This window comes from Enhygromyxa salina, assembly GCF_000737335.2.
GTDB classification, from domain to species: Bacteria; Myxococcota_A; Polyangia; order Nannocystales; family Nannocystaceae; genus Plesiocystis; species Plesiocystis salina_C.
Genome location: NZ_JMCC02000016.1, coordinates 12,946 through 27,769, shown reverse-complemented (window position 1 = coordinate 27,769; position 14,824 = coordinate 12,946). Strand labels below are relative to the sequence as shown.

The window sequence follows — 14,824 nt, the reverse complement described above, 5'->3', positions numbered from 1 at the left end:
CGAAACGCCGAGCCCGAGCTGGGTCCGTGCGACGAGTCAGGCTAGAGCGACACGCCCATCGCCTTGCACTCCTTCTTCATCGCCCCGCGACGGATCAGGGTGACCTTGTTGAGCGACGACTTGGCCTTGCCCCCGTTTTTCATCTTGCAGGCCGACAAGGTCATCAGCTCCGCCGTCTTGGACTTGCCCTTCTTCTTGTAGCTGGCGGCGGCGAGCTTGTAGGCCTCGGCTGCGCTGCCTTTGTTGTAGGCCGACTGGGCCGCGGCGTAGAGCTGTTGGTCGTCGCGGTTGTCCACCGCTGGCGGAGTGGGCTTGGCGACGGGCTTGGGTTCGGGCTTGGGCTTGGGCTTGGGCTTGGGCTCTGGCTCGGCCTTTTTCTGGGGCTTGGGCTTGGGCTCGGACTTGGGCTTGGGCTCTGGCTCTGGCTCTGGCTCTGGCTCGACCGGCTCTGGATCCTCGTCACTGGGGATCGGATCCGCCGCGGTGTCGGAGGTTGTAGTGGAGTCGGCCTGGGCGAGCTGCACGGGCTCTGGCTCCGCTGGTTTGACTGGGTCTTCGACCTGCGCCGTGGTGTCGGGCGCCTTGGCCTGGTCCTTGGTCTGCTGTTTCGAGGGGAGCAGCGCCACGATCAGCGAGAGCGCGGCGGCGCCGGCCAACATGTACAGCGCGATCTTGCGCTTTCGCTTTTGGTCGGACAGCGGCTGTTCGAGATCCAGGTCAGCGATCGCAACGTGGACCGTGGGGGCCGTCTCGGCCTCGGCCTCGGCGATGATCTCGCTGGCCAGGCCGTCGACGAGCGAGGCGGTGTCCTGCGGCCGAACGGGTTGAGGTGCGCCTGCAGGACCTTGTGGCGGAGCTTGCTCGGGTGCGGGCTGCTCGACGAGCGCCGCCGCGGCCGGGGCGAGATCGCTAGGCGTGGGCCGTGCCCTGGGCCGCGGCAAGCGACCTGGCCGCGGGAGCCCGCGCGGTTCGTCGGGGTGGGTCGCGGCCGCCTCCGCCGGATGGGTGGGATCCCAGGCACCCTCTTCAGGGCGTAGGATCACCGCTGGCGGCTCGTAGGGCACCCCGATCTGCGGCTGTGCGTCGGAGACCGTCGACGTGGTCTGCGGCGGCGGCGGAGCCCGCTTGGGTCCTGACCCAGTTTGCGGCGCGACCGGCAACCCGGTGCGGGTCGACTGCTGGGTGACGGCGACGGCCTGGTCAGCGAGCTTGGCTTGTTCGGCGAGCTTGGCTTGTTCGGCGAGCTTGGCTTGTTCGGCGAGCTCGGCTTGTTCAGCGAGCTCGGCTTGTTCAGCGAGCTGGGCTTGTTCAGCGAGCTGGGCTTGTTCAGCGAGCTCGGCTTGTTCAGCGAGCTTGGCTTGTTCGGCGAGCTGGGCTTGTTCGGCGAGCTTGGCTTGTTCGGCGAGCTTGGCTTCGTCAGCCAGCTTCGGCTTTGGCTTGGCGACAACCGTGACTTCGTCGCCGCGGTCGGGATCGTCGGCGAGGTCGGGATCGTCCGCGAGCTTGGCCTGAGGGCCGGGCTTTGGCTTGGCAACGACGGTGACTTCGTCAGCGATCTCGGGCTCCGAGGCGCCGCTCCGATCAACGAGTTCGGCCTCCTCGACGTCGACTTCGAGGTCTTCCTCGTCGCCCTCCTCCTCTTCCTCGATCGGCGTGTCCGCCGGATCGGACGCGAGCGCAGCCGCGGGCTTGAACTCGGGCTCGGGCTCGTCGCTGGCGGGCGCGACCGCTGCCACCTTCGCGGCGAGCTTGGGCCTGGCCTTCGCCAGCTTCGGTTCTTTCGGCTCGTCTGCGTCGCCCTGCTCGGCCTCGGCCTTGCGCTGCGCGGCCAACCGAATCTTCTCGATCAACGAGTTCGCCGAGGGCAACGCGCTGCTGGCCGTTGACGAGCTGGCGCTCACGGCTGGCTTGATCGGCGAGATCGGCTTGATCGGCGAGATCGGCTTGTTCGGCGAGCTTGGCTTGCTCGGCGCGCTCGCGCTGCTCCCCCGCTGCGAGTTGTTCTCGCCGATCGGCGGGATCACCGGCAGCGGCCCAGTCGTGGGTGGTCGAGGCGCCCCCTTGCGAGCCACCAGCGGCGGCAGCGGCGGTGGCCCGGCCGACTTAACCTTGGGTCCTGACTTCGCGCTGGTGCCGAGCGTGGGCACATCGAACAGATCGTCGAGCCCAGCGTCGGCGCCGAGCAGGTCGGCCGCGGGTACGCCGTGCAAGGTCTTCGGCTGCGGACCGTCGCTCGAGAATTCGGGCAGCGTCGGTGGCTTGTCTGCGCTCGCGCCCGATACCGAGTGGCCGTCGTCCCGCTCGGGATCGACGTTCGAGGGTTTCTGGTCGTCGGGCTTCGCCACGAGGTCACCCAGATTGTACCGGTTGTGCGGCCGTCGTGTGTGGCACAGTCGCGGGGTGCGTGTGCACTTGATCGACGGTACCTACGAGTTGTTTCGCAGCTTCTACGGCGCACCACCCGCGACTGGCCGCGACGGCCAGGAGGTCGGCGCGTGCCGAGGGCTGCTGCGATCGATGCTCGCGTTGCTCCGCGAGCCAGACACGACCCACGTCGCGATCGCCTTCGATCACGTGATCGAGTCGTTCCGTAACCAGCTCTACGCGGGCTACAAGACCGGCGAAGGCATGGACCCGGCCTTGTGGGCGCAGTTTCCCCTGGCCGAGCAATTGTGCGACGCCCTGGGTCTGGTCGTGTGGCCAATGGTCGAGTTCGAGGCCGACGACGCCCTCGCAACCGCGGCGGCCCGCTGGGCTGATGCGCAGGGGGTCGAGCAGGTGCTCTTGTGTTCACCTGACAAGGACCTGGGCCAGTGCGTTCGCGGTGACCGGGTCGTGCTCTTCGATCGGCGCCGCAAGGAAATCTACAACGCCGCGGGGATCGAAGCGAAGTTCGGGGTGCCCCCGGCTTCGATCCCCGACCTGCTCGCGCTCGTTGGGGACAGCGCGGACGGCATCCCCGGGATCCCGCGCTGGGGCATGAAGTCAACCGCCGCGGTGCTGCAGGTCTACGGCCACGTCAGCGCGATCCCAGATCACGACCTCGCGTGGAGCATCAAGATCCGCGGGGCCAAGGGGCTGGCCAAGAGCCTCCGCGAGCAGCGAGAAGACGCGAATCTGTTTCGAGTCCTCACGACCTTGCGCACCGACGTGCCGCTCGAGCAGAGCGAGCTCGATGATCTGCGCTGGCGTGGCGCCAACAAAGACGCGCTCACGCAGATCTGCGAGCAGATCGGTGACGTCGCCGCGCTCGCGCGCGTGCCCGCCTGGATCTGAGCGTCCGGCCGCGCACAGGCGATATACTCCGCCGGGCGTGGCCTTCGATGAACAGCTTGGCGGCGAGGAGACGCAGCCGGGCATCTTGGGCTCGACCGGCGACGCTGGCGAGAGCGGCAGCGTGTTCGCGTCGCGCCGCGGCGCCGAGGTGAGGGTTGGCGACCGCCTGGGCGACTACGAGATCGAGCGGCGGCTCGGCGCTGGCGGCATGGGTGAGGTGTTCGCCGCCCGCTCGCTCGCGACCGGCGAGCGCGTCGCGTTGAAGGTGCTGGCCCAGGCCGGCTCGACGGCGCTGTACCGGTTCAAGCGCGAGTTCCGGGCTCTGGCCGACGTCACCCACCCCAACCTGATCACGCTGCACGAGCTGGTGATCGCCCGCGAGCACCCGCCATTTTTCACGATGGAGCTCGTCGATGGGGTGCCGTTCACGGAGTACGTCCGCGGTCACACGCCGGCCGGCCAGCTGCCCAACCTCGTGCGCCTCGGTCGGTCGCTGGGCCAGCTGATCTTCGGCATCCACCACTTGCACCTCGCGCAGTGCCTGCATCGCGACGTCAAGCCTTCCAACGTGCTCGTCAGCCGCGGGGGCAGGGTGGTCGTCCTCGACTTTGGCCTGGTCTCGGAGCTCGCGGGGATCGACGTTGGCGTGACCCGCGACGGGGCGCCGCTCGGGACCCCGGCCTACATGGCGCCCGAGCAGGCGGTCGCAGGCAAGACCACGCCGGCCTCGGATCTGTATGCGATCGGCGTGATGTTGTTCGAGTGCCTCACGGGTGAGCTGCCGTTTCGCGGCTCGGCGATCGAGGTCATGATGCACAAGCAGGAGGGTGAGATCCCCGATCCGCGCACCAAGGTCGCGGAGCTGTCGCCCGACCTGCGCGCGCTGTGCATGCGCTTGCTGGCGCGCGACCCCGAGAGCCGCCCAACCGGGTCCGAGCTGATCACGACCTTCGAGGCGCTCGACCTCGGCCTCGACCACGGATCGGGCAGCAGCTCGTCTAGCAGCTCGTCGGGGCCGCGGGGCGGCGCCGCAAGCCTGCTCGCAGGGGCCGGCGCCTCGGGGGTGTTCGCCAGCACCTCGCTCAGCTCGGGCTCGATGGTCGGCGGCGACCTGCGCTTGGGCACGCGCGCGCCGTTCATGGGTCGCAAGCGCGAGCTTGGCCAGCTCAGCGCGGCGCTGCGCGACGTCGAAGAGATCAACGCCGCGGTCACCGTCCATGTGTTTGGCGCGAGCGGGTTCGGCAAGTCAGCGCTGCTGAATCGGTTCTTGGGCCGGGTCCGGCGCAAGCACGAAGCCTTGGTCTTGAGCGGTCGCTGCCTCGAGCGCGAGTCGGTGCCCTACAAGGGCGTCGACGCGATCATCGACGCGCTCTCGGTTCAGCTGCGGCGGATGCCCGAGGTCGAGGTCGCGGCCTTGCAACCGCGCGCGCTCGGGCCCCTCACGCGGATCTTTCCGGTGCTCGGCGATGTGTGGCCCAAGCCCGCGTACTCGGGTCCCGGCGAGGCGACCGAGCTGCGTCGGCAGGGGCTCGGGGCGTTGCGCGAGTTGGTGCAGCGGCTCAGTGATCGCCGGCCCTTGGTCGTGTGCATCGACGACTTTCAGTGGGCCGACATCGACAGCGTGCGGCTGCTCAACGCGTTGATCCGGCCCCCGGACGCCCCGGCGATGTTGGTGCTCCTCGGGTTTCGCAACGACCTCGAGCTCGGGCCCGGCTCGCGCGAAGCGATCGCGGAGCTGACTGGCGCCAGCGCGCTCGAGGGCCGCGACGTGCGTGACCTGCAGCTTGGGCCGCTCGCGCAGCAAGACGCGGTGGAGCTGACCATGAAGCTGATGGGCGAGGCGGCCGACCCCGCGCTCGCGCGCAGCCACGTGGAGCGGGCGGGGGCCAACCCGTTCTTTCTCAGCCAGATCGTGCTGGGCGGTCACGCGAAAGGGGAGGGGGCCGGCGAGCTCGACCTCGACGAGATCGTCGCGCGGCGGATCGTCGATCTCGATCCTGATCGGCGCACGCTGCTGGCGTTGGTCGCCGCGGCGGGTGGGCCGATACCCGTGGTCGCGCTCGATCAGCTGGCGCTCAATGCCACGCTCGACGCGGTCCTCGACGAGCTGTGCGCGCTGGGGTTGCTCACCCGTCCGCGGACCCACGCCAGCGACGAGGAGCTGGGCACGGCCCCCGATCGCTCGACTTGGGCGGTCGAGACGGCCCACGGTCGGATCCGCGAAGTGGTGCTTGGCGAGCTCGAGCCGGCCGAGCTGCGCGCGGTTCATGTCCAGCTCGCGGAGCTGCTCGAGCAGCACGGCGGCGATCTCGACACCCTGGCCGAGCAGTTTGCTCGTGGCGGCGCGGTCGAGCGCGCCGCCGCGTACAGCGAGCGCGCGGCGGTCCAGGCCGCCCAGGCGCTGGCGTTTGCCCGGGCCGCCGAGCTGTACGAACGAACCCTCGAGCTGCTGCCTGCGACCGCGCCAGCGGCGAAGCGTCGGAGCCTGCGCCTGGCCCTGGCCCACCAGCTGATCAACCTGGGTCGAGGGGCGGCGGCCTCGGACATCCTGCTGGAGCTCGCGGTCGTCTCCAAGCCCGACGAGGCTCGATCGCTGCGCCAGCGCGCGGCCGAGCAGCTGCTTCGCGCGGGCCGCCTCGACGAGGGGCTGGACCTCAGCCGCACGCTGTTCACAGAGCTCGGCGAGCCGATGCCGCGGGGGTTTTGGGGGGCGGTGTGGATGATCGTGCGCGAGCGGGCTCGGCTGCGCTGGCGGGCGCTGTTCGGCGCCCGCGAGCTGCGAACCGAGGCCGAGGTCCCCGCGCAGCTGCTGACGCGACTCGATGTGATCTCGAGTGTTGCGACCGGGCTGTCGCTGCAAGAGATCATCTTGACGCAGGCCCTGCACGCGCGGGCGCTGGTGCTGGCCCGCGAGGCTGGCGAGCCCCGGCGGCTCGGGATCGTGTTGTCCTACGAGTTCGTGGCCCAGGCCGCGCTTGGTCGCAGCGAGGCCGCGCGGCGCATGATGATCGATTGCCGCGAGCTCGCAACGCGGGTCGACGACGTCGAGCTCGATCGCGCGATCGATCTGTCGGAGGCGATGATCGACTGGTTCGGCGGGCGCATGCCCAAGGCCCGCCTGCGCTTGGCCCACTTGCTGCGCCGGATCGAGGCCTCGCCGGGCGCCGACTGGATCCGCGCGTATGCGGCGATCCGCTACGCCGAGACCTGCATGTACAGCGGACAGCTCGGCGAGCTGCGCCGCGAGCTGCCGCGCTGGATCACCACCGCCCGCGAGCACGGCAACCTGCACGAGCTCGCTTCGCTGTGTGGTGTGGGGGCGACGGTGTCGCTCTATTACGATGATCTCGACGGTGCCAAGCGCCACCTCGACGCGGGCCGCGAGTGCTGGGACGCCTCGCGCTACACCGTCCCGGACTTGACCCTGGATCTGTCGGCGGCCAACGTCATGCTGTACGGCGGCAACGCCGAGGGCGCGCTGGCCGAGGTCGCGATGGCGGCCGCGAGCGCGCGGGACTCGGGCATGGGTCGGCTGCCGTTGATCTCGGTGTTGATCCAGCAAGCGCGCGCGCGCGTGGTGATCTGGTCGGCCGTGCGCAACCCGAACGACCTCGAGCTGCGTCGGCAGGTCGCGCGCGGATGCAAGCTGCACCGCAAGATCAAAGATCCCCTGCTGCTCGGCGAGGCCCGGCTCAACGAGGCCGCGCTGTGCTCGATCCTGGGCGACCGCGAGGGCATGCGCCGATCCTGGCGCGACGCGCAGAGCCACTTCGAAGACAACGGTATGGGCGCGATGCTGGCGGCTGCGCGACTGCGGCTCGCCGCCCACACCAAAGGCCGCGAGTCGGCCGAGCTCGAGGCGCTAGGCGACGCGTACCTGCGCGAGCAGGGCATCCCCAACCGCGCGCGCTTCCTGGATCTGCTCGCGCCAGCCCACCGAATACCGAGCAAGTGAGCTCGCTGCCCTCGGTGAACCAGTCCACTGGGCTCGGTGTGGAAGGCCAAATTTTTGGTTCGACCGGGGTCCCACGCTAGCGTCGAGGCTTGGAGGACTCCGCCGTGTCCCACGACGCGTTTGAACACGAACACGAGATTGAGCCGGGCTGGACCGGCGGTGACATCGAATTCGATGATGAGCCGCCGATCAGGGAGCGCAGCAGCGACTCCGGTGAGCGCAAGTGGCTGCTGTTTGGCGCCGCGATCTGTGGCCTGGTGACCGCGGGAGTCGTGTTGTCGCTGAATGTCGGCGCCGGGTCCGAATCGCCCGACAACCGGCTGGAGCTGCCGGACACGGCGTTTCTCGAGGTGGCCGCGGCGCCGGATGCCAGCGCGGCGCCGGCACCCGAGCCCGCCGCCGACGCGCAGGAGCTACGCGAGACCACCACGCTGGTTGCGGCCTTGGGTGCCGCCGTCGACTCGCCGGACCGCCAGATCTTCGACGCTCCCCCCGCGCCGCCGCTGCTCGCCGACGAAATGGAGCCCGAGCCCGAGTCCGAGCCCGAGCCGCGCCAGCCGACCTCGACCTCGACCGCGCAGCCGAAGCCGGCCGCGCCCGCGCAGGCAAAGCCGGCCGCGCCCGCGCAGCCCAAGCCCGCCGTCGTCGTCGAGCCCGTCCCGGCGCCAAGCGTCGTCGTCAAGCCAAGCCTCGACGGCCTGCCGAGCATCGAGGATGAAGACGAGGAGGACCTGCTGCCAAGCGTCTGGGGCCCGCGCAGCCCAGCTACGCCGGTGGACCCCAGCGAGGCCGACGCGGACGACCCTCAGCCCCCCAGCCACGCCGAGACGTCGGCGTGGAGCTTGCCCGGCGCGTCGTAGCTGACCGCGTGCGAGGCCGCGTAGCTTGGCACGCTGACGACCCGCGCCCCCGGATCGCCGAGCACACCGTCTTGGTACTCGATCGTCCACTCGCGCGCGTCGGGATCCACGATCACGCCCGCGACCAGACCCGTGTAGCTCTCGAGCGCGGCTGGAATCGCAGGGGTATAGATGACGACGTCGTAGGCCGCGTCGGTGATCAGCGTGTCGACAAACACCAGGTTTGACACGAACAGCTCACCAAAGTGACCGTCGGCCGGATCGACGTTCAGCAAGCGGGCCTCGTAGCTGCGAAATTGCCCGAGGGCCTCGGCGTTGAAGCTGAGAAAATAGCGATCCCAGGCTTGCAGCGCGCCGCCGTGGTCGGGCCAATTACCCAGATCCGCGTCGGCTGGGTACGGGTCTGCGCTGACGAAGCGCCACCCCTGGGGTCGATCGCGGGCCGCGATGCCGGCGATGTTGGTGATCTCGACCCCCAGCAGCGCCTGCGTGGCGTCGACGTCGTTGAGGCGGGCGGCGACCAGGTTGAACACGTCATTGAGCCACGACGCGGGCGCTCGGTAGTCGTAGGCGCTGCGGCCTTGATTGCCGATGAAGCTGATCGCGTTGCCGTACGCATCACACGGCCCGCCCTTCTCGGCGCAGCTGGGATAGTCGACCCCGAGCTCGAGCGCGAATTGTTCGATCACCGAGTCGGGCTGCTCGAACATCGCCCCGGCCGTGAATTGCTGGACGCTGCCCGTGAGCGCCGGTTGAATCAGGACCTGGCGCCCGAACTGGGCAGACACGTCGGCCGCCGCGGTGCTGGCGTGAACCTCGAGGTGGTGGGTCTGGATCTCATCGACCAGGGCTGCGTCGCTGAGCTTGCGGGTGCCGTCCTCGTAGGCGTTCGCCCACAGCAGCATGTCGAGCATGATCTGGGCTCGGATCCCGCCGTAGCTCTCCGCCACCAGCACGACCTCGGTGGCGCGCAGGCTTGGGTGCGCGGCCAAGAAGCGCAGCAGGGTCCGCACGAAGTCCGCCGCGTCGCGGTAGCTGTTGAAGCTGGCCACGTCCATCGCCTGCGCGCGGGCGGAGGCGTCGCTTGGATCGCTCAGCAGCCCATAGGAAAAGCCGGTCTGACGGGCGTCGATCCACAGCAGGTTGGCGAAGCTGGTCCAGCTGTGCGGGTTGTCGACGACCGCCGCGTCGGGCCCGGTCAGCTTGGGATCGAAGCTGCGCTCGCCGGTACTCAGGCCCAACAGCATGCCGCTCGAGACCCCCGGCCCGCCGTTGAAGAACACGAACAGTGGGGCGGGCTGGCGCTGATCCTGCGCGGGTTGAAACGCCCAGAATTGCCGGGAGTCCGTCGAGCTCAGCGCCAGCGCGTTGGGGCCCTGGCCGAGCACGTAGTCGACGCCCTCGAGCTCGATGAAGCCCGCCGCGGGCTCGAGGCACGCGCAGCTGAGCTCGCCGTTTTCGCAGGTGCATGCTGCACACGGGGGTGGCGGGCAGTCGGCTCCGGTCTCGGTCTCGGTCTCGGTCTCGGTCTCGCCTGGAAGATCGGACAGCGCCCCGGTCGCGGTGGCGTCCGTCCCGGACTCGCTCGAGTCCTCGCCCACGCTGGCGTCGGTCGCCGACGGTTGCGCGCATGCGCCGACGACCAGCACGGTTCCCAGCGCGCATGCTCGGATCACCACATCCATCGCCTCCATGCTAGCGCCTCGAAGGATCTCCGGACCAACCCTAGCGAGACTTGGCCGGGGCCACGTCAGCGACTAGAATCCGCGTCCGATGGGCGAGGCCGCAAGCGACAAGCCGTACGAAGATCTCGACGCCGAAGAGCAGGTCGAGGCGATCATGAGCGACGAGGGTGGCGCAGCCATCATCGACTTTTGGTCCCCCACCTGCGGCCCCTGCATGGCCATGGCCAACGACTTCACGGCCGTCGCCGGGCAGTTCGACAGCGACGAGGTCCGGTTTTGCAAGGTCAACACGGCCACCCACGGGTTCCTGGCCGCGCCGTTTCGGATCCAGTCGGTGCCCACGATCTTGTTCGTGCTCGACGGTGAAGTGGTCGACGCCGTGGTCGGGCGCATGGACGCCAAGCGCCTGGGCAGCCGGGCAGAGTGGCTGCTCAACAAGAAGCGCCGACGCAGCAAGGGGCTGCTCGGGCGCTTGTTTGGCTAATGCGGCGCACCGACGCGACATTCGTGAACCACACATGTCTTCGAGGGGGCTCTCAAAAAGCCCCCTCGCTTCGGCGGCGGAGCCCCCTTCGCTCGCCTGTCGGCTAGTCGCCCCAGCGTATGTCCAGCACCGTGTGCATGGGGTCTGCGTAGCCAAACAGCACGCGCGGGACCTCATTGCACTCGGCCAGCGCCCCTTCGAGCACGCCAACGCCGAGCGTCTCGGTGACCTCGGAGGGGCTTCGCGCGAAGTGGTAGCGATAGTGGCGATCGCCCACCGACTCCGCGAACACCTCGCCCGGGTTGCCCGACATGTTCCACGCCTTCGCGCCCAGTCGCATCACGCGATCGGCGTTGTGGCGCAGCACCCCAAAGGTCACGCGCCCGGGCAAGCTGTCGGCGAAGGTGGCGTAGAGCGTGCGGCCAATGTGGCGGAGCCCGGCGCTGCGGCTGCCGTCGTAGATGACGTCGGAGACGGCGCAGTTGAGGCGCAGGAAATTCACCCACGGGTAGTCGCGAAACGGAACGAAGCGGTCGTCGTCGAGCCCGGCGGCGCAGATGATGTCGCGCTCGTCGGCGCGCTCGGCCACCAGCTCGAGCGTGCGGTTGAAGAACATGCCCTTGATCGTGGGCACGCCGACGATCCGGGCGGTGATGTCCTCGAGGTCCAGCTCGAAGTGCGCGCGCGGCTTGACGAACGGTTGTTCCCCCTCGAGGGCGATCAACATGGACGCAGTTTCGCATGCCCGCCGACCGCCGGATAGCGGCGTGTTGCGCTAAGGTCGGGCATGTCTTCTCTCCACGAGTGTCCGCGCGCGGCAATGGCGGGGCGGTCGATCGTGGTCGCCGCGGCGTTGGTGCTTGGTTGCCAAGCCCCAAGCGCAGACCCAGGCCCATCCAACTCGGCTCGTGCTGTCGTGTCGCCGCCCCCCGAGGTCGGGCCCGACCCCGCGCCCGAGCCTGGGCCCCTCGTCGCGCCGGCCGTCCGCTACCAACAACCCGACGCCGATGTCCAAAGGATCATCGATGCCGCGCCAACGCCCAGCGTCAGCTTGGCGAGCGATGGCCGCACGATGATGCTCGCGGACTACCCCGCGCAGCCGGGCATCGAAGTCCTCGCCGAGCCGATGCTCGCGCTCGCGGGTGAGCGCATCAACCCACGCACGAACGAGCGGCGCCGCACCAACTTTTACAACCATCTGCGCTTCGTCGACGTCGCAACGGGCGAGCACCGCGAGGTCACCGGGCTGCCGGATCGGCCGCAGCTGAGCGGCGTGGACTGGTCCCCCGACGCCAAGCACGTCGCGTTTACCCACACCGCCCAGGATCACGTCGAGCTGTGGGTCGCCGACGTGGGCACCGCCAAGGCCCGGCGGCTGACAGACGCGCCGCTCAACGCCAGCTTGGACGACGGCCTGGTCTGGCTGTCGGGCAGCGAGCGTCTGTTGGTCTCGCTGGTAGCGACAGCGCGCGGCCCCGCGCCGATCGGCGGCAGCGTTGCCCAGGGTCCTTGGGTCGAGGAGACCTCGGGCCGCGCGGCGACCAATCGCACCTACCAAGATCTGCTGACGAGCGCGCTCGACGACGCGTTGTTCACCCACTACTTCAGCCGCGAGCTGGCGATCGTGACCCTCGACGGCGCCGTGACCAAGCTGGGCAGCGGCGACGATGCGCTAGGTGTGTTCACCGACTGCGATCCCTCACCCGACGGGCGCTGGCTGCTGGTCGAGCGCCTGGTCCCGCCCTACTCGCGGGTCGTCCCGTACTACCGGTTTGGTCACCGCGTCGAGCTGTGGTCGCTTGTCGATCCTGGCGCCGCGCCGATCGTGCTGGACGCCCAACCTGCTGCGGAAGAGGTCCCGATCCAAGGCGTGCCGACCGGTCCGCGTGGGTTCTCGTGGCAGCCGCTCGAGGGCGCGAGCCTGACCTTCGTCGAGGCCCTCGATGGCGGCGATCCGCGGGCCAAAGCCGAGCACCGCGATCGGCTGATGCGCTTGGTCGGCCCGTTCGCGGGCAAGACGGTCAGCGATGCCACGGAGTTCACCCGGCTCACGCACCGCTACGCGGGCACCTCGTGGCTGCAGCAGCCGGGCCGGTACCTGGTCAATGAGTACGATCGAGATCGCAAGTGGCTGACCACGCACCTGCGCGAGCTCCCCCGCGAGGGCGAACCCGCCAGCCCCGGTCGGGTGTTGTTCGACCGCTCGGTCCACGACAGCTACGCCAACCCGGGGGATCCCGTACGCATCAACCTGCCCGACGACACCTGGGTCGTGCGCGTCGAGGGCGAGGGCGAGGCAGCCGTCATGTTCCTGGACGGCGCGGGGGCGACCCCCCAAGGTGATCGGCCGTTCCTGGATCGCCTGGCGCTCGCGCCCGACAGCAAGCCCGAGCGCCTGTTTCAGTCGCCGAGCGACAGCTGGGCAAGCTTTGTTGGGTTCGCGGGCGACACCTCGACCGCGGTCTTGCGGCGCGAGGGCCCCGGCGATCCCCCAGATTGGTTTCGAGAGCCGCTCGCTGGCGGCGAGGCGCTGGCGCTGACCAAGCTGCCCCACCCGCACCCTGGGCTCGACGGGATCCACAAGCAGCTGCTCGACTATCGGCGGGCCGATGGTGTGCCGCTGTCGGCCACGCTCTACCTGCCACCAGGCTACGACCCCGAGGCCGGCGAGCGCCTGCCCTTGGTGATCTGGGCCTACCCGGTCGAGTACGTCGACGCCGACACGGCCGGGCAGGTCCGGGCCGCGCCAACCCGGTTCACGCGGCTTGGCGGGGTCTCGGCGACGATGTTCTTGACCCAAGGCTACGCGGTGCTGTTCGCGGCGATGCCGGTCGTGGGCGACCCCGAGACCATGAACGACACCTTGCTCGAGCAGCTCGAGCTCTCGGCCAAAGCCGCGATCGATGCCGCGGTCGCGCAGGGCGTGGCCGATCGTGATCGGGTTGGGATTGGCGGCCACAGCTACGGCGCGTTCATGGTCGCCAACTTGCTCGCGCACACGGATCTGTTCAAGGCCGGGATCGCCCGTTCGGGCGCCTACAACCGCAGCCTGACGCCGTTTGGGTTTCAGAGCGAGCGCCGCGACTTGTGGGAGGCGACCGATGCCTACGTGCGCGTGTCTCCGCTGTTCTCGGCGGCAACCCTGAACGAGCCGATCCTCATGATCCACGGCGAGATCGACGACAACTCCGGGACCTACCCGATCCAGACCCAGCGCCTGTTTCACGCGCTGCAGGGCTTGGGCGGCGTGGCGCGAATGGTGATCCTGCCGCACGAGGCCCACGGCTACCGGGCCCGCGAGTCGGTGCTGCACACGCTCTACGAGTCATTTCGCTGGTTCGACCTGTACGTGAAGCACCCGCAGGAGGATCGCGCGAATGAGCCAGGCTGATCTCACGATTGTAGCGATCGAGCTCCCGCGCGACGCGGGCCGGTTCGTCAAGGCGTGGTGGCCGATCTATCGGGGGGATCCGCACTGGGTCCCGCCGCTGATCTCCGAGCGCAAGACCTTCTTGGATCCGGGCAAGAACCCGTTCTTTCGCACGGCCAAGGTCCAGTGCTTCATGGCCTATCGCGGGCGAACCCCGGTTGGAACCATCGCCGCGACGGTTGACGCCGAGCTGCAGCTGCGCGAGCCAGGTGTGGGCCTGTTTGGGTTCTTCGAGTTCGTAGACGAGCTCGAGGTCGCCCGCGCGCTGTTCTTGGCCGCGACCAAGTGGCTGCGCGAGCAGGGCATGACCTGCGCCCGCGGGCCGTTCAACTTCAACCAGAACCACGACTTTGGCCTGCTCGTCGACGGCTTCGACGTGGATCCCAGCGTCGCCAACTCGCACAATCGCGACTACTACGCCAAGCACTATGAGGCATTGGGCCTGCGCGGGGTCATGGATTGGTATGCGTATTGGCTCGAGACCGGGCCGGTTCCGCCGCTGATCGATCGCCTGGCCCAGCGGGTCATGTCGCGCTGCCCCGAGCTGCGGATCGAGACCATGGACGCCGCCGACTACGAGCGGGGCGTGCAGCTGTTCCGCGAGATCTTCAACGACGCGTGGGACCACAATTGGGGGCATGTGCCCATGTCGAAGGCCGAGTTCGAGTTTCTGGGAAAGCGGCTCAAGCCGTTGCTGGATCCTGGGCTGTGCTTTTACGCGTACATTGGCGACGAGTGCGTGGCCGCCTCGATCGCCCTGCCAGACACCAACCCGGTGACCAAGCCCATGAACGGTCGGCTGTTCCCGTTTGGCTGGTGGCACGCGTGGCGCGGAGCGAGCCGGATCACCGCGATGCGGGTGCTGGTGCTGGGCGTCAAGCAAAAATACCAACACCTGGGGATCGGGGCGCCCATGTACAAGCGGACCTGGGAAGAGGCGGTGCGGCGGGGGTATCGGGGCGCGGACGCGTCGTTGGTGCTGGCCAACAATCGCCGCATGCGAGGGGCGCTCGAGCGGCTTGGCGGGCGGATCTACATGACCTATCGCGCCTACGAGCTCGAGCTTGGGTAGCAGCCCGTGGTGTAGTGCATCGTGTCGCCTCGCGCCGGAATTTTCGTCGAGGGCGCGAAGCC

The 14,824-nt window shown here is 69.0% G+C and carries 9 protein-coding genes; 6 read left to right on the top strand and 3 right to left on the bottom strand.

Going from position 1 to position 14,824, the window contains the following annotated elements:
* Positions 1-41: 41 nt before the first annotated feature.
* Entirely contained in the window at positions 42-2,345 is a 2,304-nt protein-coding gene (locus DB30_RS08260; RefSeq protein WP_052547545.1) for a hypothetical protein, read from the bottom strand.
* A 55-nt stretch (positions 2,346-2,400) separates the two neighbouring features.
* On the opposite strand from DB30_RS08260, the gene DB30_RS08255 reads away from it, so the two are divergent.
* The 3 genes from DB30_RS08255 to DB30_RS08245 all read left to right on the top strand — a co-directional run bounded on the left by DB30_RS08255 (position 2,401) and on the right by DB30_RS08245 (position 8,091).
* Entirely contained in the window at positions 2,401-3,276 is an 876-nt protein-coding gene (locus DB30_RS08255; RefSeq protein WP_052547544.1) for a 5'-3' exonuclease, read from the top strand.
* A gap of 37 nt (positions 3,277-3,313) precedes the next feature.
* Entirely contained in the window at positions 3,314-7,231 is a 3,918-nt protein-coding gene (locus DB30_RS08250; RefSeq protein WP_052547542.1) for a serine/threonine-protein kinase, read from the top strand.
* 89 nt (positions 7,232-7,320) lie between these two features.
* A complete protein-coding gene (locus DB30_RS08245) occupies positions 7,321-8,091 on the top strand; it encodes a hypothetical protein (protein WP_052547539.1) in 771 nt (256 codons plus the stop codon).
* Here the strand turns inward: DB30_RS08245 and DB30_RS08240 are convergent.
* Complete coding sequence (locus DB30_RS08240) at positions 8,037-9,776, bottom strand: S10 family peptidase (RefSeq protein WP_165703669.1); 1,740 nt, start codon at positions 9,774-9,776, stop codon at positions 8,037-8,039. The genes DB30_RS08245 and DB30_RS08240 overlap by 55 nt on opposite strands.
* Positions 9,777-9,864: 88 nt before the next feature.
* On the opposite strand from DB30_RS08240, the gene DB30_RS08235 reads away from it, so the two are divergent.
* Entirely contained in the window at positions 9,865-10,260 is a 396-nt protein-coding gene (locus DB30_RS08235) for a thioredoxin family protein (protein WP_052547535.1), read from the top strand.
* A gap of 103 nt (positions 10,261-10,363) precedes the next feature.
* Here DB30_RS08235 and DB30_RS08230 read toward each other — a convergent pair whose 3' ends face one another.
* Positions 10,364-10,987 (bottom strand): DUF2378 family protein, encoded by a 624-nt coding sequence (locus DB30_RS08230; RefSeq protein WP_052547534.1) that lies wholly within the window; start codon positions 10,985-10,987, stop codon positions 10,364-10,366.
* 60 nt (positions 10,988-11,047) lie between these two features.
* Here DB30_RS08230 and DB30_RS08225 point away from each other — a divergent pair, with 60 nt between their 5' ends.
* Together DB30_RS08225 and DB30_RS08220 are read left to right on the top strand one after the other, a co-directional pair.
* The gene (locus DB30_RS08225; protein WP_146658289.1) at positions 11,048-13,651 is read left to right on the top strand and encodes a S9 family peptidase; all 2,604 of its coding nucleotides are present in this window, start codon (positions 11,048-11,050) and stop codon (positions 13,649-13,651) included.
* Entirely contained in the window at positions 13,638-14,762 is a 1,125-nt protein-coding gene (locus tag DB30_RS08220; protein WP_052547530.1) for a GNAT family N-acetyltransferase, read from the top strand. The genes DB30_RS08225 and DB30_RS08220 overlap by 14 nt, the downstream gene beginning before the upstream one ends.
* Positions 14,763-14,824: the final 62 nt, after the last annotated feature.